Origin of the sequence: Lysinibacillus sp. UGB7, from assembly GCF_049058285.1 — a bacterium.
GTDB lineage: Bacteria > Bacillota > Bacilli > Bacillales_A > Planococcaceae > Lysinibacillus > Lysinibacillus sphaericus_B.
In genome coordinates, this window is the sequence record NZ_JBMGUV010000001.1 from 80,944 (window position 1) to 99,654 (window position 18,711).

The 18,711-nt window shown below is 33.7% G+C and carries 40 protein-coding genes; 38 read left to right on the top strand and 2 right to left on the bottom strand.

Going from position 1 to position 18,711, the window contains the following annotated elements; all coding sequences use genetic code 11:
* Window positions 1-113: 113 nt before the first annotated feature.
* Both ACOMCU_RS00300 and ACOMCU_RS00305 read right to left on the bottom strand, forming a co-directional pair.
* Window positions 114-377: a hypothetical protein gene (locus tag ACOMCU_RS00300; RefSeq protein ID WP_421048971.1), complete on the bottom strand. Its 264-nt coding sequence runs from the start codon at window positions 375-377 to the stop codon at window positions 114-116.
* Window positions 378-520: 143 nt separating this feature from the next.
* Window positions 521-931: a hypothetical protein gene (locus tag ACOMCU_RS00305; RefSeq protein WP_421048972.1), complete on the bottom strand. Its 411-nt coding sequence runs from the start codon at window positions 929-931 to the stop codon at window positions 521-523.
* A gap of 229 nt (window positions 932-1,160) precedes the next feature.
* Between ACOMCU_RS00305 and ACOMCU_RS00310 the strand changes: the two genes are divergently transcribed.
* The 38 genes from ACOMCU_RS00310 to ACOMCU_RS00495 all read left to right on the top strand — a co-directional run bounded on the left by ACOMCU_RS00310 (window position 1,161) and on the right by ACOMCU_RS00495 (window position 18,615).
* The gene (locus ACOMCU_RS00310; RefSeq protein WP_421048973.1) at window positions 1,161-1,337 is read left to right on the top strand and encodes a hypothetical protein; all 177 of its coding nucleotides are present in this window, start codon (window positions 1,161-1,163) and stop codon (window positions 1,335-1,337) included.
* A 35-nt stretch (window positions 1,338-1,372) separates the two neighbouring features.
* Complete coding sequence (locus ACOMCU_RS00315; RefSeq protein ID WP_421048974.1) at window positions 1,373-1,744, top strand: hypothetical protein; 372 nt, start codon at window positions 1,373-1,375, stop codon at window positions 1,742-1,744.
* A gap of 22 nt (window positions 1,745-1,766) precedes the next feature.
* Complete coding sequence (locus tag ACOMCU_RS00320) at window positions 1,767-2,603, top strand: hypothetical protein (protein WP_421048975.1); 837 nt, start codon at window positions 1,767-1,769, stop codon at window positions 2,601-2,603.
* A 30-nt stretch (window positions 2,604-2,633) separates the two neighbouring features.
* Window positions 2,634-2,915: a hypothetical protein gene (locus ACOMCU_RS00325; protein WP_421048976.1), complete on the top strand. Its 282-nt coding sequence runs from the start codon at window positions 2,634-2,636 to the stop codon at window positions 2,913-2,915.
* A 17-nt stretch (window positions 2,916-2,932) separates the two neighbouring features.
* Window positions 2,933-3,400, top strand: a complete 468-nt coding sequence (locus ACOMCU_RS00330) for a hypothetical protein (RefSeq protein ID WP_421048977.1) — start codon at window positions 2,933-2,935, stop codon at window positions 3,398-3,400.
* Between the two features lie 34 nt (window positions 3,401-3,434).
* The gene (locus ACOMCU_RS00335) at window positions 3,435-3,653 is read left to right on the top strand and encodes a hypothetical protein (RefSeq protein WP_421048978.1); all 219 of its coding nucleotides are present in this window, start codon (window positions 3,435-3,437) and stop codon (window positions 3,651-3,653) included.
* Between the two features lie 14 nt (window positions 3,654-3,667).
* Window positions 3,668-3,955, top strand: coding sequence for a hypothetical protein (locus ACOMCU_RS00340; protein ID WP_421048979.1), 288 nt, complete (start codon window positions 3,668-3,670; stop codon window positions 3,953-3,955).
* 234 nt (window positions 3,956-4,189) lie between these two features.
* A complete protein-coding gene (locus ACOMCU_RS00345; protein WP_421048980.1) occupies window positions 4,190-4,315 on the top strand; it encodes a hypothetical protein in 126 nt (41 codons plus the stop codon).
* Window positions 4,316-4,329: 14 nt separating this feature from the next.
* Window positions 4,330-4,857 carry a hypothetical protein gene (locus tag ACOMCU_RS00350; RefSeq protein ID WP_421048981.1) on the top strand — a complete coding sequence of 176 codons (528 nt, stop codon included), beginning with the start codon at window positions 4,330-4,332 and terminating at the stop codon, window positions 4,855-4,857.
* 266 nt (window positions 4,858-5,123) lie between these two features.
* On the top strand, window positions 5,124-5,858 hold the full coding sequence (locus tag ACOMCU_RS00355; protein WP_421048982.1) for a hypothetical protein: 735 nt from the start codon (window positions 5,124-5,126) through the stop codon (window positions 5,856-5,858).
* A gap of 137 nt (window positions 5,859-5,995) precedes the next feature.
* Window positions 5,996-6,493, top strand: a complete 498-nt coding sequence (locus ACOMCU_RS00360) for a hypothetical protein (protein WP_421048983.1) — start codon at window positions 5,996-5,998, stop codon at window positions 6,491-6,493.
* Window positions 6,494-6,504: 11 nt separating this feature from the next.
* Window positions 6,505-7,086 (top strand): hypothetical protein, encoded by a 582-nt coding sequence (locus ACOMCU_RS00365; protein WP_421048984.1) that lies wholly within the window; start codon window positions 6,505-6,507, stop codon window positions 7,084-7,086.
* The gene (locus tag ACOMCU_RS00370) at window positions 7,055-7,303 is read left to right on the top strand and encodes a hypothetical protein (protein WP_421048985.1); all 249 of its coding nucleotides are present in this window, start codon (window positions 7,055-7,057) and stop codon (window positions 7,301-7,303) included. Before ACOMCU_RS00365 ends, ACOMCU_RS00370 begins: the two co-directional genes overlap by 32 nt.
* Complete coding sequence (locus ACOMCU_RS00375; protein WP_421048986.1) at window positions 7,300-7,518, top strand: hypothetical protein; 219 nt, start codon at window positions 7,300-7,302, stop codon at window positions 7,516-7,518. Before ACOMCU_RS00370 ends, ACOMCU_RS00375 begins: the two co-directional genes overlap by 4 nt.
* A gap of 59 nt (window positions 7,519-7,577) precedes the next feature.
* Window positions 7,578-7,787: a hypothetical protein gene (locus ACOMCU_RS00380; RefSeq protein WP_421048987.1), complete on the top strand. Its 210-nt coding sequence runs from the start codon at window positions 7,578-7,580 to the stop codon at window positions 7,785-7,787.
* A 75-nt stretch (window positions 7,788-7,862) separates the two neighbouring features.
* Window positions 7,863-8,675 carry a hypothetical protein gene (locus tag ACOMCU_RS00385; protein ID WP_421048988.1) on the top strand — a complete coding sequence of 271 codons (813 nt, stop codon included), beginning with the start codon at window positions 7,863-7,865 and terminating at the stop codon, window positions 8,673-8,675.
* Between the two features lie 84 nt (window positions 8,676-8,759).
* Window positions 8,760-9,278 (top strand): hypothetical protein, encoded by a 519-nt coding sequence (locus ACOMCU_RS00390; RefSeq protein WP_421048989.1) that lies wholly within the window; start codon window positions 8,760-8,762, stop codon window positions 9,276-9,278.
* Between the two features lie 3 nt (window positions 9,279-9,281).
* A complete protein-coding gene (locus tag ACOMCU_RS00395) occupies window positions 9,282-9,554 on the top strand; it encodes a hypothetical protein (RefSeq protein ID WP_421048990.1) in 273 nt (90 codons plus the stop codon).
* Complete coding sequence (locus tag ACOMCU_RS00400) at window positions 9,544-9,846, top strand: hypothetical protein (protein WP_421048991.1); 303 nt, start codon at window positions 9,544-9,546, stop codon at window positions 9,844-9,846. Before ACOMCU_RS00395 ends, ACOMCU_RS00400 begins: the two co-directional genes overlap by 11 nt.
* Before the next feature lie 15 nt (window positions 9,847-9,861).
* Entirely contained in the window at window positions 9,862-10,263 is a 402-nt protein-coding gene (locus ACOMCU_RS00405) for a hypothetical protein (protein ID WP_421048992.1), read from the top strand.
* 221 nt (window positions 10,264-10,484) lie between these two features.
* Entirely contained in the window at window positions 10,485-10,721 is a 237-nt protein-coding gene (locus tag ACOMCU_RS00410) for a hypothetical protein (RefSeq protein WP_421048993.1), read from the top strand.
* A gap of 11 nt (window positions 10,722-10,732) precedes the next feature.
* Window positions 10,733-11,170: a hypothetical protein gene (locus ACOMCU_RS00415; protein WP_421048994.1), complete on the top strand. Its 438-nt coding sequence runs from the start codon at window positions 10,733-10,735 to the stop codon at window positions 11,168-11,170.
* 86 nt (window positions 11,171-11,256) lie between these two features.
* Entirely contained in the window at window positions 11,257-11,442 is a 186-nt protein-coding gene (locus ACOMCU_RS00420) for a hypothetical protein (RefSeq protein WP_421048995.1), read from the top strand.
* Window positions 11,443-11,844: 402 nt separating this feature from the next.
* Window positions 11,845-12,006: a hypothetical protein gene (locus ACOMCU_RS00425; RefSeq protein WP_421048996.1), complete on the top strand. Its 162-nt coding sequence runs from the start codon at window positions 11,845-11,847 to the stop codon at window positions 12,004-12,006.
* A gap of 74 nt (window positions 12,007-12,080) precedes the next feature.
* On the top strand, window positions 12,081-12,356 hold the full coding sequence (locus tag ACOMCU_RS00430; protein ID WP_421048997.1) for a hypothetical protein: 276 nt from the start codon (window positions 12,081-12,083) through the stop codon (window positions 12,354-12,356).
* A 40-nt stretch (window positions 12,357-12,396) separates the two neighbouring features.
* On the top strand, window positions 12,397-12,651 hold the full coding sequence (locus ACOMCU_RS00435; protein ID WP_421048998.1) for a hypothetical protein: 255 nt from the start codon (window positions 12,397-12,399) through the stop codon (window positions 12,649-12,651).
* Window positions 12,652-12,707: 56 nt separating this feature from the next.
* Complete coding sequence (locus ACOMCU_RS00440; protein WP_421048999.1) at window positions 12,708-13,019, top strand: hypothetical protein; 312 nt, start codon at window positions 12,708-12,710, stop codon at window positions 13,017-13,019.
* A 47-nt stretch (window positions 13,020-13,066) separates the two neighbouring features.
* Window positions 13,067-13,249: an RNA-binding S4 domain-containing protein gene (locus ACOMCU_RS00445; protein ID WP_421049000.1), complete on the top strand. Its 183-nt coding sequence runs from the start codon at window positions 13,067-13,069 to the stop codon at window positions 13,247-13,249.
* Between the two features lie 46 nt (window positions 13,250-13,295).
* Window positions 13,296-13,607, top strand: a complete 312-nt coding sequence (locus ACOMCU_RS00450) for a hypothetical protein (RefSeq protein WP_421049001.1) — start codon at window positions 13,296-13,298, stop codon at window positions 13,605-13,607.
* A 305-nt stretch (window positions 13,608-13,912) separates the two neighbouring features.
* A complete protein-coding gene (locus ACOMCU_RS00455) occupies window positions 13,913-14,008 on the top strand; it encodes a putative holin-like toxin (RefSeq protein ID WP_421049002.1) in 96 nt (31 codons plus the stop codon).
* Window positions 14,009-14,247: 239 nt separating this feature from the next.
* On the top strand, window positions 14,248-14,439 hold the full coding sequence (locus ACOMCU_RS00460; protein WP_421049003.1) for a hypothetical protein: 192 nt from the start codon (window positions 14,248-14,250) through the stop codon (window positions 14,437-14,439).
* Between the two features lie 126 nt (window positions 14,440-14,565).
* Complete coding sequence (locus ACOMCU_RS00465; protein ID WP_421049004.1) at window positions 14,566-15,102, top strand: NUDIX domain-containing protein; 537 nt, start codon at window positions 14,566-14,568, stop codon at window positions 15,100-15,102.
* 226 nt (window positions 15,103-15,328) lie between these two features.
* A complete protein-coding gene (locus ACOMCU_RS00470) occupies window positions 15,329-15,496 on the top strand; it encodes a hypothetical protein (protein ID WP_421049005.1) in 168 nt (55 codons plus the stop codon).
* 99 nt (window positions 15,497-15,595) lie between these two features.
* Entirely contained in the window at window positions 15,596-16,207 is a 612-nt protein-coding gene (locus tag ACOMCU_RS00475) for a hypothetical protein (RefSeq protein WP_421049006.1), read from the top strand.
* Between the two features lie 4 nt (window positions 16,208-16,211).
* Window positions 16,212-16,925 (top strand): hypothetical protein, encoded by a 714-nt coding sequence (locus ACOMCU_RS00480; RefSeq protein ID WP_421049007.1) that lies wholly within the window; start codon window positions 16,212-16,214, stop codon window positions 16,923-16,925.
* 2 nt (window positions 16,926-16,927) lie between these two features.
* Entirely contained in the window at window positions 16,928-17,320 is a 393-nt protein-coding gene (locus ACOMCU_RS00485; protein ID WP_421049008.1) for a hypothetical protein, read from the top strand.
* 117 nt (window positions 17,321-17,437) lie between these two features.
* On the top strand, window positions 17,438-18,070 hold the full coding sequence (locus ACOMCU_RS00490; RefSeq protein WP_421049009.1) for a hypothetical protein: 633 nt from the start codon (window positions 17,438-17,440) through the stop codon (window positions 18,068-18,070).
* A gap of 125 nt (window positions 18,071-18,195) precedes the next feature.
* Entirely contained in the window at window positions 18,196-18,615 is a 420-nt protein-coding gene (locus ACOMCU_RS00495) for a hypothetical protein (RefSeq protein WP_421049010.1), read from the top strand.
* Window positions 18,616-18,711 lie beyond the last annotated feature (96 nt).

An 18,711-nucleotide genomic window follows, 5' to 3' on the forward strand; every position in this document is an offset into this window, starting at 1 on the left:
AGGTGACTGCCTATTACAACTACCTGCTTAAATTAAAATATATTTAATTTCTGATATGCAGCAAGCGTTTTTTCTGAACTAATTCATGAGGCAAGAATTCAATTCCTGCAAATTCATCTCGCAAGCGTAAATTTTTTAATGCATAGGAAAGGGGTAGCAATTCCCCAACGTGAAACGATTGTGCGTGTAGCTGCTTTAATGCGTACAGATGATGCAGATATGCGAACAATCTCATAGCAAGCAGTTTCTGTGCCTATACGTTCAAGAATGAAACGCCCTAGTAGCTTATTATTATCACGCAATTTTATATCGATTTCACAAATTTTATTAATTGTTTCTCTTAGCTCTTCATTTGTAGCTGGTAGTGCTACTGTCATGTGTTTCCACCCCCGACATAAACAATAAGTAATTTAATATATCTATTTTAATATGGTTAAATTATAATGTTTCTAATTATATGTGTCAATAATAATTTACATATAAAAAAGATCATTGAATAGTTCAATGATCTTTCGCAATACTACTTCTTCACAACTAATTGTACTACAGCTCCCGAAGGCACAAATTGTTTTTGAATATGTGGATTTTCTTCGATCACTACAGTCATTTGACGATTTAATTCTTCACCGTCTAAATATTGAGATTGTAAATCGTATAAATTTGATGGCTCATGTGCAATTGCTTCAATAATAGAAAATTGTGATGACCATTGTTTTTTAGCTTCAACTTTACCTGCCTCAATAAATTCATCATATTTAACTTCTACTACTTCAGCAACTTTATTTGCAGTTACTCCAGCTCCAATAGCTGAGAAGAGAATGACTGCAAGGAAGATAGCGACATTTCCCCAACGCACACCAACGATACGAGTACCCTTCATGCTGCGAATCGGTTTGATTGCATAATTTAATCCTTTTAAAATCCATTCCATAATAAAATCTACTCCCTTTTTGAAGTGCATTTGTAAATGCATCAGTTTTATTAAAATCACTTATTATAGTTGGGGTTTTTGCTAAATATTCCATTAAATATAGATTCAGTGAAACAAAATTATTTGTCGAAAAAAGTGTCGAATAGAGTGTTGAAGCTATTGCTAGATGCATATCATGTGTCATGAGCAATCTTTGATTGAGAAAATATCTAATGCGAGGTGATTAGTTATGGAAGAAAAACAAGGTCGAGAAAATAGAGGTTTAAATAAATGGATGACATTAGTTGCTTCTACGGCACTGATTGTTGTAATGATTTTTGGCTATTTTCACGCTTCGGATGAAACTCAAATGAAGGAATATGCTCCTGATGACACTTTTGAATCGAAGGACGTAAACATCGGCTAGTCCTAAAACATCAAAGAGAAAGGGGTGTATGGGACATGATTATTAAGCAGACAACAATTCAATTGGTCAAAGATGAAGTATCTGAAATTGAAGGTACTTATTTTGAAAACTTAATGGCTAAGATGCAAACACCGTATCATTTAATCAATATTTCGGTTTGGGAAAATCCAGTAATTTTTAGAGAATCAGTTGATAATGGTGCTTTTCGCTTTGTTAGATCAATAATCGTGTTAACAGACATGTATCCAATGTTGTTTTCTAAACAATCAAAGCGATTAGTTTCAGACATATTGATGCAGTTGTCTTATGGACAAAACAAAGTTTTCATCATTTTAAGTAATGATGTAGAAAAACGTACAGCAGAGGAAGAATTTATGAAAATGTATTTTGACAGCACGTATAACTAAAATCGAAGGGACGTGAAAAAAAATGAGTAATCCTAACCAATCTTATTCAAATAGTAATGAGATTAGAGATTTGAGTGATTACAGTCTTGATTCTATTAAAAAGACTATCGCTAAAATCTTTTCAACAGCACATCCATTAACGAGTATTATAGTAAACGCTCAATTTTCAATCTTAGATGAATTAAATGTAGGGGATAAAATTAAAGCCCCACTAATTAATCGAAATCGTGACAAAAATAAAGAAGTGAAATTAATTGAAGGTGAACGAAATTTAAAGGTTGAACGGTTTGAAATTGAAATCGATATTTCAGACATTAAAAAATATCAATGGCTGCGTTCGGTCAATCACGAATTAAGCAATTTGATAAAAATGCGTATACGTGATAAAAGTTTTGAAATTATTTTGAGCAATTTAAAGGAGCAGTTCAGCACTACACCTACAGCTGTTGTATTGCGTGAACAATTGATCGTGGAGCGTGCCTTAATGACAAGTTCTTATATTTATGAATCAATGCAAAACCAAAAATTTTTACTAATTGATCGGGATCAAATTCCATCTATTGTTTGGAGCGATGGCTTCATTAGCCAGTCTGAGGTTTCTAAAGCAGATCCGCTATCGAAACGTGTTGCTGGTATGATTGGCGGCGTTTATGTTGTGCCAGTTGAGAATATGGACCGTCAAGAAAGAAGCTACATCAATTATATGATTGAATATGGTTCAATTCTTTTAGGGTTTGGTCATAACGTGGAAGTGACCGAAAATGAAGATCGTACAAAGCTAACTATTGGTGTTAATTGTACGTGTCAAATTATAGATGAAACTCGTATTGATGCACTTGTTTTAAGAGCTACTACTTAGGCTATTCAAAAAAGCTAGGAGGTATTTGATATGAAAATAGAAGAATTGATGGAGAAGTTAGGGGAAATTGGTTTACAAATTTGTTATTGCAATCCACATGACAAAAATGTGATCAGCGTTGTAAAGGCTCATGTAGCCAATCCGTTATTGTTCTTTAATAATTTGCAAAGAGGTGCGTTTTATAACGGAAACGTCACATTCAAATCTGTAAACGCATGGCTCTTTACTGAATCAGAAATCGTTGGAGCTATTCGATTGGTAGATGAATATCTGAAATCGACACCAACACAAAATGCACAAATTTTAAATTGATTAGGGGGGAATTTTTAATGTTTAAAAAAGAAGATAAATTCGTATGGAATGGCATTGAAATCACAAAGGAGAAACCAGTGCTATTTATTCCAAAAACGGATAAATATAAAATCGATCAAGTATCGGATGAATTTATTAAAGCAGCAAAAGCAGCAGGTGCAATTAAAAGTAAAAAGCCAGCTGTAGCAAATTATTGGGATCAAGAAGTTCCACTGCGTGAGATGATTGATCACGACATTGTAGGGATGATCAAACAACGTGTGTCGCCAATTTTAGGGATTGTGCTGCTAACAAAGCAACGTGATTTAGAATGGGCAACAGATAAGTTTAAAAAAACGGTAGAACGTTTAATTGAAAAGAAAAATTTTGTCTTACTGATGCCAGCAGAAACAACGCCAACTCTTGATGGAAAACCATCACAACAAGAGCTGGAACTTGAAATCTTCCGCAAATTGTTTCCTGATTCACAAATTATCGAAGTTTAATGTTTGCTACTAAACAATAAGGAGTATAGAAACGATGGCAAAAACAATTGAATTATACACTGATCAAAAAGGTTATGAGTTATTTTTAGCAGGGAAGTCGTTTATAGCAACTTCTGAACAAAAAGAAGATGATTATAAGGTAATTGCACCGATTGAAAATGTAACAGAATATCCATTGGAAGATGAATTGGAATCTTACGATATTGTCGATTTGACAGATGTGAAAGTTGAAAAAATAGAAAATTCTCTTTAAGGGAGGTGATTGCAATGACTATTATTACAATGGTTCTTATTGCCACTTATTTGCTTTCGGGTATTATTACTTGGTTAGGTTTATTTAGATTAGCTGGTAGTAATGCCAATCCTACATCTCGTACTTTTGGCATCATATTGCTTTTATTAGGTTTTGCTGTTCGTTTTATCACCTTACTACTTGCATGGTTTAATGGGTTGCCACTATATATGGCTTGCATTGCACAATTTATACCTAGTGTTCTCTTTATGGCATTCTTTTTACTATACGATAAAATAAATGCTATACGAAAAAATAACTAAATTATGAATGAAAGAGTAGAACCCTAGAGAATAGCGTATCTGCTCTTTTTTTATACCAAAAAAGAGGTGAGGTAATGCAAGAACGAGAGAGTGATTGGAGCAGCAAAAATAAGTGACAATATAAATAGAAGAAACTCCATAATATTTCTAAATGTAAAATATAATTGACGATATGTATATTAAAATGTAAAGATTGATTTAACAAAAAATGAATGAAAAAATGGAGGGGTTTTAATGGTAGGTAGAAATGATGAAGCGTATAAAAAAGGTGGATTAGCTTTGATGATTGGCGATTTTTTGATGATTGGTATGCCGCCCGATTCATTAGAGACAAATGTTAATGGAAAATTCCACTTTTAGAGCTTGTAAAGGATATGAATATAAAAGGCTATACTCGCAATGGTTACGATTTAAGAGTTTTAATCTACGGTATTGAAGTAGGGAAAATTGAATTTGATTCACTGAAATCGCTAGAATCTTTTGCTGCTCAACTTGATGCAGGTGTTGTGAAACTCCAATGGGATGAAATGTTGAACAAAGCGAAAATTGCAACAGGACGAGCACAAGAAGATTTATTAACAGATGAATTTTATCGTAAAGAAGGTTTAGCTCTAACTATTTCGGACTATCTGGTACTAGGTGTTCATCCTGATGAAGTATATAGGGAAATGTCTAATTTAAGCATTGGTACTCGTAAAATCAACTATTCTGATGCATTTAGGACAATGATGCAGTCAAAGACAGAGGATGCTAAGCCATACTTAATGATTAATTTTAAAGGCATCTTGGTATCATGCATCACCTTTACTTCTTTTGAAAAAATGGGTGAGTTTTTAAGGTTGGTTGATGCAGGTGTTCATCCGATTAACTGGACAGCTATTAAAGACATAGTGAAAAAATGAAGAATATAACCTAATAATGATTGAAAGAGTAGATACCTAGACAATAGTGTATCTACTCTTTTTATATGAACGAGGTGAAGGAAATATAAATACCAATATTATTCACTTGTACATAAGTAGCCATTGTTTTAATTGGCATTTTTAGAGCAATGAAAGTATACGAGCAACATCAAAATAGTAAACAATAATGTAATGTAAATTATAATTGACTTAATATATATTGAAGTGTTAGGATGAAATTAATCAAAAACATGGAGGAATTTTCAGTGATACATTTAAACAAGCAAGCTTATATAAAAAATGGTTTAGCCCTTATGATTGGCGACTTCTTGATGATTGGTTATGCTCGCCATGATATAAGTATAAACATTGAAGCGATAATGAGTGGAAAACTTAAATATTCGTTTGTAGGCATTGTAGAAAGCATAAATCCAGGAGCGTTTGCTCAAAACGAAAGCGGTTATGATCTAAGGATTTCAATTTTTGGGATTGAAGTTGAAAAATTTGAATTTGATTCATTGGAATCATTAAAGTCATTCGCTTCTCAAGTAGATGCAGGAGTTGTAAATATACAATGGGATGAAATGCTTAATAGAGCGATAATTGCCAAAAAGCAAAAGGAAATGCAGGAAGAGTTAGAGCTAGAACAATTTTTTATTAAAGAAGGTTTAGCCTTAACTATTTCAGACTACCTGGCAATAGGGCTTCGGTGCGATGCATATAGAAGTATATCTACATTAGGAACGAGTGTTCGTGGCTCTCTTAAAATCAACTATTCTAATGCATTTAAGGAAATGATGCAGTCAAAGGCAGAGAATGCTGAGCCATGCTTAACAATCCGTTACAAAGGAAGTGTCGTATCATGCAGCACCTTTACTTCTTTTGAAGAAATGGGTGAGTATTTAAAGTTAATTGACGAAGGTGTTCATTCGATTGACTGGACAGCCGTTAAGAACCTGGCGAATGAAGAATATCGGTTGCGTTTAGAAATGCTGAAGTGAAGTGTTGGACCACTTTTTCAGCATACCGAATAGGTTCTATTGCATAGATTGTGATAGGACCTATTTATTTATAACAAGTTTTAAGCCTAAAAAGTTTTCAACAAAACATTTTACATAGGCATAAGGAGGAATGGATTGTGTTAGAACAGTATTTTGCTCAAAGAGAGCGTTCTGAGGCTGAAATTTCTAACTACCGAGAAGAGATACGAGCAATTGAAGCAGAGTTGAAGCCCATTGAGGAAAAGTTAAGACCGTTCTATGATCGTATTCGAGAATTGAAAAATTGGATTGAATATGAAAAACAAGAAATCTATCGTGGCTATTATATGTTGGTACGTGATATAAAACGTGGCACAACATGGCTAGAAAAAATCGGTGAATATTGTGATGAAAGTACGCCTGGGAAGATTAGCCGAGGCGGAATATTTAAACAGATTGCTTCAAATGCATCTTACGAAGAGGCTAAAGAGGTAGCTAATTTAATTATTGACTCATGGAATAGTAGTCGTTCAGTGAGTACGCAATCAGAATCAAAACGTGAATTAGTTGTCATTATCCATTTTGACCGTAAAAAAGTGTATGAAAATAACAAGGCTATTGCAATAGATAAATGGATTCAATCAAATAAACAATAGGTGAGTGATTTATGAAAAACGAGTTTATGCATAGTTCAACTGAAGAAACGTGGGAGCTTCTTGAAAAGTTATCAAGTGAACAGTTAATTGAACGTTTTAAAATGATTAATGGTGTATTTGGTAAAAGCTACTTCCTGCACAAAAGCGGAAATTTATATTATGCAGACAAGGCATGTACTGTAAACAAAGACGGACGTTCGTGGTTAGGAATGTCTTATTATCCAGTAACGAAGGAAGGAAAAATCGTTCACGATATTCCTCATACACGTGTTATGGATGAATTTGCATCTTACCGATTTGTCCCAATCAATACCCTTTATGATAGTTTTGCAGAAATATTTGAAATGGTTAAACATTTAGCCAACTATACAATGTATGCCATGAAATCGGTGCATGGAACATGGTCTTATAGTTTTTTACCATTTAACGAAGAAGATTTTAAAGGCATGGATGTAGAGCTCCATACTATTTGTGTAGAGGAATTTTTAATCACTAATACAACAATCAATGCAGAAACGGAAGGGCAATCTTTTGATGAAACTTATAGAGGGGTGAAAGACATTGGTGAATACGATACAAATGCCAGCAAATAAAAAGAAATTAGAAGTCGGAAATCGAGTGAAAACGAATTTAAAATTAGATGGAGTTGAAGCGACAGGGACGGTCAAAGCCTTAGAAGAAGGCGGCTTATTTGCTCTAATCGATTGGGATAAAGATACATTTGAAAATTATGAAGGACATCAAATAAAGGTTGGAGAGCTGCGTATTGCAGAACACCTAATACATTTAGAAGAAGAGGTGAAGTCATGATGGCTCAATTAGAAACAGGCTATTTTTACAATGTAATGGTTGAAGATCGTAGTAAAGATAATGAAATGAAAATTTTCAGCAAGAATGATTTGGACGAAAAAGATGTTTTTACCGTCATGGGTGAATATTTCGTTGTAACAGAAGTAGATGGTAATGACATTATTGTTAAATGTGTATCAGATAACGCTGATAAAGTAATGCTCGTAACGGAGTAAGCCCCTTCTTAGGGGATACATAAATGAGAATAATTACATGAAGTGAAGGAGCGGTTAAAATGACATATATTTTGTATCACACGATAATGAAAGTGTATGTAGTGGATGATGAATCGGGAGAAATCAGTGAGGACTTGCAGAAAGCGATGGTACTGATCGGAGAAGAAGTGGTTGCTGATGTAAAGAAATCGTTTGATGGATTCGTTGCCTTGCAAGTAGAGCGGTCTAATAAAGATGATTCATCGGAAATCAGTCTTTTGCAAGTATAAATCTTTTTTAAAATGTTTAGTAAAAAACAAGATAAAAAGATAGTTTTTTTAAAATTATTAAAAGGGGGGTTCGATTTGAAGGAATCCGATATGTTTGAGCCATTAAAAGCGTATTTGCAAGGAATTGGCTATGAGAAAGTATATGGAGAAGTGGGAACAGCCGATATTGTAGGAATTAATAAACAAGGTGAAGAAATCATTGTTGAAATGAAGAAAACGCTCAATTTTAAAGTATTAGAGCAAGCATTTGAACGGTTTGGACGAGCTAAATACATTTATATTGCTGTGCCATTAGCTAATCGTAGTAAGGCATATAATGTAAATCATCGTTTTGCTTATTACATCCTGCGTGAATATGGGGTTGGGTTACTTTATGTGCCTATAGGTTTAATAACAGGTGAAAATTCATATGAAAATGTGTATGAATTTATCGAAAGTGCTGAGCATCATGTTGAAAGAAGCATAGCTGATAGCATTAGACCTTATAACGAATTAACAGTAGGTGGTTCGAAATCGGGTGATACGATTACAGATTACGGCTATACCATGATGGCGGTCAAAGCTTTTATGCAGGAATATGGTGATTGGCTAACAGTGGATGAAATTTTAAAGCATGTAGAAACACATTGGGCTAGACCAAAACCATCGTTAGCTGCTGATTTACGAATGAGCCACAATACTAATTGGTGTGAATTTAAAAAAGTAGGTAGGGAAAACGTCTACCGCTATATAGAAGGAGCTGAAGAAAATGGACGAGAAGAAATTCGAGCACTTGAATCTGCTACCATTTCAGAAAAAGTCGATTCAAAGCCTAATTCAAAAAAGAAATTACATGAGCTATTTAGCCAGCCTAACAAATCACTCAAAAAAGAAAAAGCGTCATCTTGATGGTGTGCAGTTTTATCAGGAAGTGATTGAGGAAGCTTATAAGGAATATACAGAAATGAATGCAGTGAGGGAGCGTGAAGAAAAATGTTAAGAAGTACACAAATTGAAATTGATCAAGTGAAAGCGAAAATTCAGGGGGCAGAATCGAATTTTTTAGATGGACAGGTAATAATGAATGTATCAATGACGGACATCAATCAATTACTTGATCTAGCGTACCGCTATGAACGAGAATCCTTCGGGACTTCTGAAGTATTACAAAAAGCAAACGAGCTCCTTGAAGCTCCACAATACGATCCAAATGAGGCAGCAAAAGCATTAATCGAAGCTGGATTTGCAGGTTGGACATTAGTAAATAATACGTATCAAGTTTCGCTTATTCGGGATTTAATGAATCCAATAGAAGGTGACTATGTATTTGAAACAACAAATCCATTCGTTGAGCCAATTAAAGCGGTAGGAAAACTAATTGAAATTGTTGAAACCGACTGTGGTAAAGTTTTTCGCATTTTACGCTTAGATGGTGTTGTTCAAAAATGGTCAAATGCTCATTTTACTAAAGTGGTTGATGCAAAAACGAGAAAATTAGTGAAGGAGGCGTAAATAATGAATGAGGAATATAAACGGTTAAAAGCCGAATACGATCAAGTTGGTCGTGAAATTTCAGCATTGCATGACAGACAAAATGAATTACGTGACTTAATGGAAGAGGCATGTACACATTCCGATTTGTTAAAAATTGAACCTGATTCATATTTAGTGGGAATCGGAGTGGAGGATGATGAAGTGAAATATAAATGCAAAGATTGCTATCGTTACTTTACTAAAGAAGAAGTTGAGGTAATGAAAGCGGAGCAGGGTGAATCAAATGCCAAATAAGCGATTTTACAAAAGATTTGCAGAAGCCTTTCAAAAAAGCAGGGAAGTAATTATGGAGCGGCAAGTGATTTTACAAATTGCACATTCAGCTACGGATCGAAAATATCATGAAGTTCGATATGAATTAGAGGATATGAAAAAGAAATTAGATGCAGCATCTCCAGGTTCTGAGGAAGCCAAAAAGTATAAAAGTGAAGTAGATTATTTACAACAATGCTTAGACGGTTGGCAAACGACACTTGACCATATTAAAATATGGAGCAAAGAATTAGACGCTTATGGAAAGCAATAAAGGGGAGGGATTATTTTGGAACAAATTTTAGCTACAGCTACTATGCATCCGATGGCACGTTTCATTATGGAATCAGATCAGTATGATCCATATGAGCAAACGTTTTATCAAACTGAAGAAAAAAATTTAATGTCATTATTATTGATTTATATAGAGGTAACAACAAAAGTTTTATTCCGCAATCCATTTATGCGTGAGGATGCTATTAAACTTTTACAGGAGCTATTGGACCAGCTGAATGACTTCTCTAGTATTCAGAATCTACTTGCTACAAATCAAGTAAGTGATGAAATGCTGAATCAATTATGGGAAACGGATGCATTCTTTATTGTTTCACCATTAACAGATAAAGTATTTCATGAACAGGATATTATGCGTAAAAATGTTTGCCTAATAACATTAAAAAAAAAGAATTAAACGTTTATCATTTCCAATAACCAATTAAATAAAATGCCGAAAAGTGTTCTGTGCGTAGGGTTTTACGCATAGAACACTTTTTTTTGAATAATCTCATTCGGAAATCGGTATAATGCATAAGTTTATGGGAAAGGAGTAATGCGTGTTTTCTAAGCATTCATTTTTTTTACATGAAATTGATAAAGCTTTACTAAAATACAAACAATAAGGAGTAGATTGTGATGAAAAAAATTACGTATACAGAGGCTTTAAATTTAATGATTCAAAAAGGATTTGAAATACAGGGAGAAATGGGTGTTGCTCCTAATCGTTATGCAACGATTGCAAAGGGCGATGGCTGTGAAGTATTGGAAGAAAATAAATTGGAAGCACTTTCGACAGAACTTGAACAAAAAGAATATTTGAAGCAGCTAGGCGAAAGCATTGAAGATGTTTTTGTTACAGCTGATTTATCATAGGTGGCGGCTGTATGAATAAGATAAAATGGCTACTATTGAGTGTTATGATGCTAACATTCACATTATTAGCAGGTTGTACAGACGAAAAACCAAAAGAAGATCAAGTATCGATTCAAGCAGAAGAGAAAATTTTAAATACCACCGCTGGTTATGAAAGTGGTTTTTTTGGTAAAGGTGCGTATTACGTTGTTGAAACAGACGTACAAACATATAGTCTGAGTACAACTACATCGTTTACTTATACAATTTTGAATAATGGAGCGGAAGTAGATATGCTTTATTTAGTAGGAAAAGATGATGATACGTCTAACTACTATAAAAAAGTGATTGAATTGACACCAAAAACATATAAAAAGCTTAGTAATAAATTTACAGAAAAAACAGGTATGACGCTTAAATATGAAGGTCAAACAATTGATGAATATATTAAAGAGAAAAATGAGTATTAAAGGAGGTTTAGGAAAGTGAAAAAGAAGATTAAATATCGATATTACAATATGAATAATATTATTTAAACTAGAAAGGATTGATAATTATGGCTAAATATTGTGGTAAAGAATGCGAAGAAATGGGTGGAGTTTGTGATTTCTGTAATCACTATACAGATGATTATAAAGGTACTGATAAAGGATTTGCTGGTGAAGGATTATGCACTAAAAAGAATATAAAAGTAGTTGCTCATGATGGATGCGATGATGATTTCCATTGTAAGAGGGAGTAATTATATTTTATTGATTTCATTGATGATTGCAGAGGGATTATCGAGCATAATGTTTGGCGGCTCCATCGGGATAAAAATCAAACGGCAATATTTGAGCACATCATAACGGTGTGCTTTTTTATTACAAAAATAGTCAACAATAATTGACGATACATAATTGACAACGAGTTAATTAAAATATATCATGATACATATAGTTAAAATCATATTAAAAATTACATAAATGAAGGAGTTGAAAATAATATGTTCACGATATATAAACCAGCTGTATGATACAGGTGTTGAAGAAGAATATTTACCTGAATATTTTGCTTTATATGAAGGCGAAACCATTCTGATTGGACGAAAACTTTGATAAGGGGGATGAATCTGACTGATTGCAAGCCTTGACATGTAGAAGGTGTGTGGTATGTCGAAGTAGATACACACACAATATTAGGGAAGGTATTATTGTTAGATAGAAAACATTCATTACCAATTCCTCTAGCGTTTGAATCTGAAGAGGCAGCACAAAAATTTATTGATCAGGGCTGTGAAGTAGAAGATAATACCGACTATTCGTAATTAGTAGGGAAATGTGTTTAGAGATTATCAACTACTAATAAGAACAGTTTTGTTAAGAAAACGAGGCGTAAATAATGGATATACAAAGCAATTATATGTCAGTAGAAGAATTTACAGATTTGTTAGCTTACATTCAAAAAAAACATTCGTTTGGTGAGATGAAAGGTAAGCTAATTAAGTACATTTCACCTACTTATGATACAAGAACAGGTAAGATATTTCACATCAATTTAAGTCTAGGTGGGGATGGGTTGCACTTTAGCGTAACTAATGAAAACAAACATCGCAATTTGGCAGTTTGGATATATGAATGGTTAGATGACGGTGATTGGAACAGCACTAATTGCTAAACGAATTGAATATTATATGGAGTGAAAGAAGGAGATACGAATGGCTAAATATGTTGTAACTTATACGCCCGATGGGAAAGTAAAAAAAGAATTAACATTTAAAGGTGAAGTTTTTGCCTACACAATGATTCCGAACGAGTTCGGTAAAGTAGGTGATAATAAAGGCTTCGATCTTCAAGTAGCTGACAAATTCCCTAATGAGCCTGATAAAGTTGTTGAAGCTTTGGAAGAACTAGGTTTTGCAGATGAAGATGAAATCGAAGAATATTTATCAACTTTAACTGATAATGAGTAACTCAACAACACGTTAAAACTAATAGAAATGAAATCTGTAGAAAGGAGTTTGGGCAAATGAATATCAAAGAAGAATTAGCACAAATGGAATTAGGCGAGTTATTGGATTGTGTAGCGGAGTTGGAACGATTTGAATTGGATGGTGTGTTGATAAATGGTAAAATTCGTGCCTTAAATAGAAAGCACTTTGAGAATAATCCAACGATGTTAATGGTTGTTGACAAATTTGTATACAGGGAGTTAGCAAAACGTCATACCGATATAATTAAGGTCTTACGCAATATTGATAATCATATCCGCTCTACTCCTGAGCCAGTACCTTACATTGTTGAAGAATTGAAGGCAGTGTTGCCCGAATATAAAAACTAATTAAAGAGGCTATTGATTGAAAGATATTGTGCAGGAGAGTGAATAGCATGTATCCCTTTTATGTGAATGGTAAAAAGGTGTTTTCATTTAGTTACAAACCCCAAAAAGGCGATGTTATTAAATACGATGAAACAGGTCAATGGTTTGAAGTAACGGCAGTAGAAAACGGTAGGGGTCGCAAGGTTTATGGTCGCTATACGATTGAGCCTAATTGGAGATTTGGATATTAAATAATCGATAAAAAATGTTCAGCAATAGGAAGGATGAATGAGAAAAATGAGAAGTGTAATTTTTGATGTAACTGATGAATCAGTTAGTAAAGTAGCAAAACAAATTAAAGAAAGTAATTCTGATAGTATGTTAGTTTTAGCTCCGATGTCGGGTAGTTGCTCTGTACATGCACCTAGTAAATCAGGTAAAAGCAAAGGTTATCATCGAATCAAATTAGAAGTGTGGATTCCAGAAGATGCAATTAAGGGTGATAACGCACTAGATGATTTCGGTTTAGTCACTTTATTGCGTTTGCCCAAATCAAGAGTGCAACCGCATTTGATTCGCAATGAAGATAAACAGACGGTTACTGAATAATATTAGGAAAAATTTAGAAAATGTTGAGAAAAATAGAATTTTAAAAAGTATTTTAAGAGTGGATTAAAATTATATCATTACCATTTTAAAAGTACGTTTGTATACAAACAAAAGTGCTTTCAAGCCTTGATATAACAGCGTTTTGATGTAAAAGAAGATGGTAAATTTAAGAGAAAAAAACTATATTTCACCTAACAAAAATGGTATAATAAGAGAGTAGCAAGTGAGAGGTTTCATGGGCGGTTGGCAATAATTAAACACCTATAATCTTCGTTTTTTTTGAAGGGGAAAGGAGTTGATTGCCAATGACAGTTTTCGAAGCAATGATGATGACTATAAGTTTTTCAACACTTATCGTATCTGTGATTGCATTGTCATTTACTTTTACTAAAAAAAAGTAAACCGCCCTCGCCCCCAAAGCTGAGTAGTGGTTTACTTTTTGCTCGCTAATCGCCTTTGAAGCGATTCTACTTGTTACTAAGACTGTTTGGTGTACCACCACTAAACAGTCTTATTTTTTTTATATTCTTCTTCACACCGAATTATAACATGATTTTTGAATTTCCTCAATCCATCCACTTTGTTTTGACTGGAATTATTAATTAATAAACGAAATTTTTGAAGAGGGGAGGGATCTAATTTGGTCAAATATGAAGTGATGTTTTACTTCGGAGTTCATCATATTAATCCATTTTTAATGCCTAGTAAAGTGGTCGAAGTCGAAGTAGACAAAACACTTGAAGAAAATGAAATTATCGCATGTGCATTAATGAAATTAGAAGGTAATCGTCCACGAACTTACGCAACTAAAGTAAAGAAAATTATTTGGTAAAGAAAAATGTAAAGTGAGGACATTTCACAATTTATTACGAATATGCATACGGATATAGTGGTGAAGGTATCTCAACGTCAGAAATTTTATGGAACGATTACAAATGGGAAGAAGGGATAAATTAAAATGACTTACTTATATGATGGATTTCATAAGATTGAAGCAGTTAATGCCACTGTTAATGGCAAGAAAAAACAATACGAAAAGCTTATTTTAAAAGATGCGATAGCAGGTCTTGTAATAGATCAGAGCGGAAATATGTGTTTAGTAGAGCAGTATAGACCTACGGTTGGAGGGATGACCTATGAGATACCTGCTGGTGTATTAGATAAAGAAGGGTTAGCTCCATTAGGAGTATTGATTGAAGAACTTGAAGAGGAATGTTTGATTCCTCGTAAAGACATTATCGAAATCGATCCTCTTATGTTGACTAAATATTATATGGTTATTGGTTCTACGGATGCGATGATTGAAATTCATGTGTTACGAGTTAAAGACCAGGGGAAGTTATTTATCGAAAATCCAAGTGATGAAGTTTCAGCTATTCATTGGTTCGGTCCATGCAGAGTAAATGAGATGCTAATAGAAGGACTTATTCAGGACCCTAAAACCATAATTGCTATTAATCATTACTTATCTTTATCACGCACTCATGACTTGTAAGAACAATTTTGTGCAGTAAGGAGGGATTGCAATGTCTCCCGAAAAAAAGAAAGTACAGCTAAAAGAAGAATTTAAAAAACGTAAAAAATGCAATGAAACTAATCATTTTCTGATCTGAATATCCATATAGAAAAGCACAATTGAAGAATGGAGAAATAATCGTTACTGAACAGAACAATATGTGAAGTATAAGAAAGGTAATGTGTAGTAATCTAGGTGAGGAATTGTGGAGAAAAAGGAAATTTCTATAATTGAAGCGTTTGACGAGGTATTAACAAAAGCGTTGGCTAAAAATCCAGATTTAATTAATATTTTAGAACAACGATTAATCGAAAAACGCAAACGTGTAGAAGAACGAAAAAAACTTAGAAACAAACACAATGAAAAAAGTTAAATAAAGTGTACTAAACAATCAAATTATTTAGCAAAAAAAGTGCAAAGTGAGGGCATTCACCATTTATTACGAATGACCATTAAAGAGAGGATGGTTGACTTGAAACATGAAGTATTTAAAGTTGTAGCATTAGAAGGCTTAACAACAGATCAAAATAGTTGGTCGAAAGGAGAGGTTTACGAAGTAGTCGAAACCGATACGAAGTTTCAATTAACTTCAAACGAAGCACAAGTTGCCTATGTTGTGGTACTAAAAGAGGCAATTATGGAAAATTTCAAACGAGTTACAGATGAAGAGGCAGCTACTATTGAGGCGGAAAACAAAAACGTTACAATTTGCTGGTCCGATTTCTTTAACGTGAGCTATGTACGCAAATTGAAAGTAATTGAATTATCTGAAGGTGAAGCACCTCAAGTAAAAGAAGGCTTATATACGCCTCAACTAAGCAACTACGAGCCAACTATATTCGAAAATGGCGAGTTAGTTATTATCAGTGAAGTATTTAGCAATAAAGATTTAAAACATCCTGTAAAGACTTGTCTATTTTATCATTTAGTAAAAGTTGATAAATCACAATCAAATGGATTTGACGTAATTAAAACAGTACGAGCATTGCAAGATGGGGATATTACACCATTCCAAAAAATCTTAGCAACAATCATTGAATCAGATGAATTAAAAGCATCTGTTCAAATTGTGGAGGCGGCATAAGCATATGACACAAGAAGAATTAGTAGCCGTTTACGAACAATATGTAGGAGTAAGTTTTACAGTTCCAATATTGGCATTAGGCGGCTTTTTCTTCATGTTGTTCTTCATCTACTTTATAGCAAAAGATGAAGTAGGACGTTTTAAAAGTAATTGGTGGATGTATTCAACAACTACCATGTTTGGTATTTGTGTAATTGTATTAGTGGTCTTTGCAGTACGTGTCATGTTTGCAGGAGATGAAATCAACGAGATGGATTCGGATTATAAAATGGTAGAAGAGCAATTTATTTTACCGTATTTTAATAGTTTAGAACCAATCATTTATAACGAATTGGAGCTTACAGAGCGTACAGCTCGTTCAAGTAGAAGTAGTTATATTTATTATGTCATTGGAGGGCAACAGCAAGGTAAGGCATCTTATGATTCGAAGTTGCAACGTGAATTTGATGAATACTTCAGAATCGAAAATTTGACATATCACGAAAGTACAAAAGGTTATAGCTATGTAGAATTTCGTCAATTCCCTTTTAAATTAGATAAAAATTATAATCCTGATTATGGCAAATACGTTGCCTACTTTACTGTAGAGGATATGGCAGCATTAATCGATGCAGACACTAGTTCAAGGAGTATTACAATGAAAAAGGATTTCGCTAAAAAGGTGCAAGCTTATCAAATGTCACAACAACCAAATGTAAATGAAGAAGGGGTGGAGTAACTATGAAGGAACAAACAACAAAAATACCATTTGAAATAGATTGGTCTGAGAAGAAAGTTGAAGCACGTTCGTTTTTACTAATTCGATATGGCACACGTAATGAGGAATCTATTGAAAAAGAGCTGGAACTAACACATGTCGAGGATTTATCCAGTTATATCGATGCTATTGTAAATGAGCGATACGATGAAGTATTTGAAGAGTATGAGCTCGATGAAGGCATTTGTCACGTAGAATTTGCAGGAATTAAAGTACGTGCTAAAAACGAAAAAGGTGGCATGTTTTATCAGCTGCGTGAACGCCAAAATCATGCATATATGACAGTTGATGTATCAGTGCTTAACAACATTAACAAGGACAAAATGGATCGCATTATGGCGATTATTCAAGAGTAATATTAGGAGAAATAAGTTTTGCAGATGAAGATGAAATTGAAGAGTTTTTATCAACTTTATCAGATAACGAGTAACTGAACATTTTGTCAAAAATAATTAGAATGGGGGAATTTTGATATGGAAATATCGAATCAAGTTAAATCAAAATATCGTGAAGTAAAAGAAGGTCGGGACATATGGTTGTTGTTTGGTGCTAAGAACAATAACATCAAGCTACCTAAAGGAACATTCGGAAAAATTGTATATGCTCGAAATCAAGTTGAAGCAGATGTATGGTTTAAAGATACCTGCCATGAAATTTCCAAAGTTTTGAATTTAGAAACTGGATTCATTGTTAAAAACAGTTTTAGTGGGGTTGTATTAAACATCAAATCCACTGATTTTGCATTGGTTTACAACCATGAAAAAGATTCAGAAATAATGATATATGAAGATGTGCTATGTTCCATTCCGTTTTTAGATTTGAAAAATATAAAATGTGCTGTAGGAAATCGTTTCAAACAAAACAAACGATTATATCAGTATCGTCTTATAGATTTAATTGAGAATATAGAAGAGCAATTTTCACAATGGGTTTCTGAATTAGATGTGATTAAGGACGCTGATGATGAAGATGAAAACGAAAACCTATATGTATTTACTGATGAAGCAGCAGAACTATTCAAAAACAAACAATCACAAATCATAGAAGAGTTTGCTAACGTAACTGGTATTTACTATGAATTTAAAGGTGGAACAATAGAATATTAAACATAATGAGAAAATTAATTTCACCATTAATTGCGAACGCTACCCAAAAAAACAGGTCGAACACTTATTAAGTGCTTGATCTGATACATAGAATATGAAAATGAGTAAAAGAGGGAGGTATCTTGATGTTGAAGGATGAAACCGCATTAAAAAGCTTACAAAAGATGTTGAACACAGGTGGGGTATCAGAAGAAGAGCGTTTAGCAATCACTTATAGTATGAATGCTATTGAACGAGCGGCTGAGCTTGAAACAATAAAGGAATCTTTGGAATCTGAATGTTTGGGACTAAACATTTTTAAAAATCAAGTGCAAAAGCTCATTACAAAGGAAGAGTTTCAGGCATGTGAGCAGCACGATAATGGCTCTTGTTGCCAGCATCCAGTGGTAGTGATTGTTAATGGAGAGAATCCTGATGAAGCAGGGCAAAGTGGACCAAAAACAGCTGATTTAATTATTCGTTGTGACTCTTGCAATAATGAATTCGTAAGGATTCATGAAAAAGGTAGAAAAATCATTAATTTCTCAAAGCATCAATACTTTTGATGTAAAGAGACGAGCTGATATGGATGATTGTGATGATCGTTTTAATTGGCAGTCTTTTTTATCAAATAAAACAGTTGCTTAATGGCAAAAGGGGGA

What these genes read in the sequence shown, in the direction of transcription:
- ACOMCU_RS00300 (WP_421048971.1), bottom strand. Translation starts at nt 377, where the DNA reads ATGACAGTAGCACTACCAGCTACAAATGAAGAGCTAAGAGAAACAATT.
- ACOMCU_RS00305 (WP_421048972.1), bottom strand. Translation starts at nt 931, where the DNA reads ATGGAATGGATTTTAAAAGGATTAAATTATGCAATCAAACCGATTCGC.
- ACOMCU_RS00310 (WP_421048973.1), top strand. Translation starts at nt 1,161, where the DNA reads ATGGAAGAAAAACAAGGTCGAGAAAATAGAGGTTTAAATAAATGGATG.
- ACOMCU_RS00315 (WP_421048974.1), top strand. Translation starts at nt 1,373, where the DNA reads ATGATTATTAAGCAGACAACAATTCAATTGGTCAAAGATGAAGTATCT.
- ACOMCU_RS00320 (WP_421048975.1), top strand. Translation starts at nt 1,767, where the DNA reads ATGAGTAATCCTAACCAATCTTATTCAAATAGTAATGAGATTAGAGAT.
- ACOMCU_RS00325 (WP_421048976.1), top strand. Translation starts at nt 2,634, where the DNA reads ATGAAAATAGAAGAATTGATGGAGAAGTTAGGGGAAATTGGTTTACAA.
- ACOMCU_RS00330 (WP_421048977.1), top strand. Translation starts at nt 2,933, where the DNA reads ATGTTTAAAAAAGAAGATAAATTCGTATGGAATGGCATTGAAATCACA.
- ACOMCU_RS00335 (WP_421048978.1), top strand. Translation starts at nt 3,435, where the DNA reads ATGGCAAAAACAATTGAATTATACACTGATCAAAAAGGTTATGAGTTA.
- ACOMCU_RS00340 (WP_421048979.1), top strand. Translation starts at nt 3,668, where the DNA reads ATGACTATTATTACAATGGTTCTTATTGCCACTTATTTGCTTTCGGGT.
- ACOMCU_RS00345 (WP_421048980.1), top strand. Translation starts at nt 4,190, where the DNA reads ATGGTAGGTAGAAATGATGAAGCGTATAAAAAAGGTGGATTAGCTTTG.
- ACOMCU_RS00350 (WP_421048981.1), top strand. Translation starts at nt 4,330, where the DNA reads ATGAATATAAAAGGCTATACTCGCAATGGTTACGATTTAAGAGTTTTA.
- ACOMCU_RS00365 (WP_421048984.1), top strand. Translation starts at nt 6,505, where the DNA reads ATGAAAAACGAGTTTATGCATAGTTCAACTGAAGAAACGTGGGAGCTT.
- ACOMCU_RS00375 (WP_421048986.1), top strand. Translation starts at nt 7,300, where the DNA reads ATGATGGCTCAATTAGAAACAGGCTATTTTTACAATGTAATGGTTGAA.
- ACOMCU_RS00380 (WP_421048987.1), top strand. Translation starts at nt 7,578, where the DNA reads ATGACATATATTTTGTATCACACGATAATGAAAGTGTATGTAGTGGAT.
- ACOMCU_RS00390 (WP_421048989.1), top strand. Translation starts at nt 8,760, where the DNA reads ATGTTAAGAAGTACACAAATTGAAATTGATCAAGTGAAAGCGAAAATT.
- ACOMCU_RS00395 (WP_421048990.1), top strand. Translation starts at nt 9,282, where the DNA reads ATGAATGAGGAATATAAACGGTTAAAAGCCGAATACGATCAAGTTGGT.
- ACOMCU_RS00400 (WP_421048991.1), top strand. Translation starts at nt 9,544, where the DNA reads ATGCCAAATAAGCGATTTTACAAAAGATTTGCAGAAGCCTTTCAAAAA.
- ACOMCU_RS00410 (WP_421048993.1), top strand. Translation starts at nt 10,485, where the DNA reads ATGAAAAAAATTACGTATACAGAGGCTTTAAATTTAATGATTCAAAAA.
- ACOMCU_RS00415 (WP_421048994.1), top strand. Translation starts at nt 10,733, where the DNA reads ATGAATAAGATAAAATGGCTACTATTGAGTGTTATGATGCTAACATTC.
- ACOMCU_RS00420 (WP_421048995.1), top strand. Translation starts at nt 11,257, where the DNA reads ATGGCTAAATATTGTGGTAAAGAATGCGAAGAAATGGGTGGAGTTTGT.
- ACOMCU_RS00430 (WP_421048997.1), top strand. Translation starts at nt 12,081, where the DNA reads ATGGATATACAAAGCAATTATATGTCAGTAGAAGAATTTACAGATTTG.
- ACOMCU_RS00435 (WP_421048998.1), top strand. Translation starts at nt 12,397, where the DNA reads ATGGCTAAATATGTTGTAACTTATACGCCCGATGGGAAAGTAAAAAAA.
- ACOMCU_RS00440 (WP_421048999.1), top strand. Translation starts at nt 12,708, where the DNA reads ATGAATATCAAAGAAGAATTAGCACAAATGGAATTAGGCGAGTTATTG.
- ACOMCU_RS00445 (WP_421049000.1), top strand. Translation starts at nt 13,067, where the DNA reads ATGTATCCCTTTTATGTGAATGGTAAAAAGGTGTTTTCATTTAGTTAC.
- ACOMCU_RS00450 (WP_421049001.1), top strand. Translation starts at nt 13,296, where the DNA reads ATGAGAAGTGTAATTTTTGATGTAACTGATGAATCAGTTAGTAAAGTA.
- ACOMCU_RS00455 (WP_421049002.1), top strand. Translation starts at nt 13,913, where the DNA reads ATGACAGTTTTCGAAGCAATGATGATGACTATAAGTTTTTCAACACTT.
- ACOMCU_RS00465 (WP_421049004.1), top strand. Translation starts at nt 14,566, where the DNA reads ATGACTTACTTATATGATGGATTTCATAAGATTGAAGCAGTTAATGCC.
- ACOMCU_RS00480 (WP_421049007.1), top strand. Translation starts at nt 16,212, where the DNA reads ATGACACAAGAAGAATTAGTAGCCGTTTACGAACAATATGTAGGAGTA.
- ACOMCU_RS00485 (WP_421049008.1), top strand. Translation starts at nt 16,928, where the DNA reads ATGAAGGAACAAACAACAAAAATACCATTTGAAATAGATTGGTCTGAG.
- ACOMCU_RS00490 (WP_421049009.1), top strand. Translation starts at nt 17,438, where the DNA reads ATGGAAATATCGAATCAAGTTAAATCAAAATATCGTGAAGTAAAAGAA.
- ACOMCU_RS00495 (WP_421049010.1), top strand. Translation starts at nt 18,196, where the DNA reads ATGTTGAAGGATGAAACCGCATTAAAAAGCTTACAAAAGATGTTGAAC.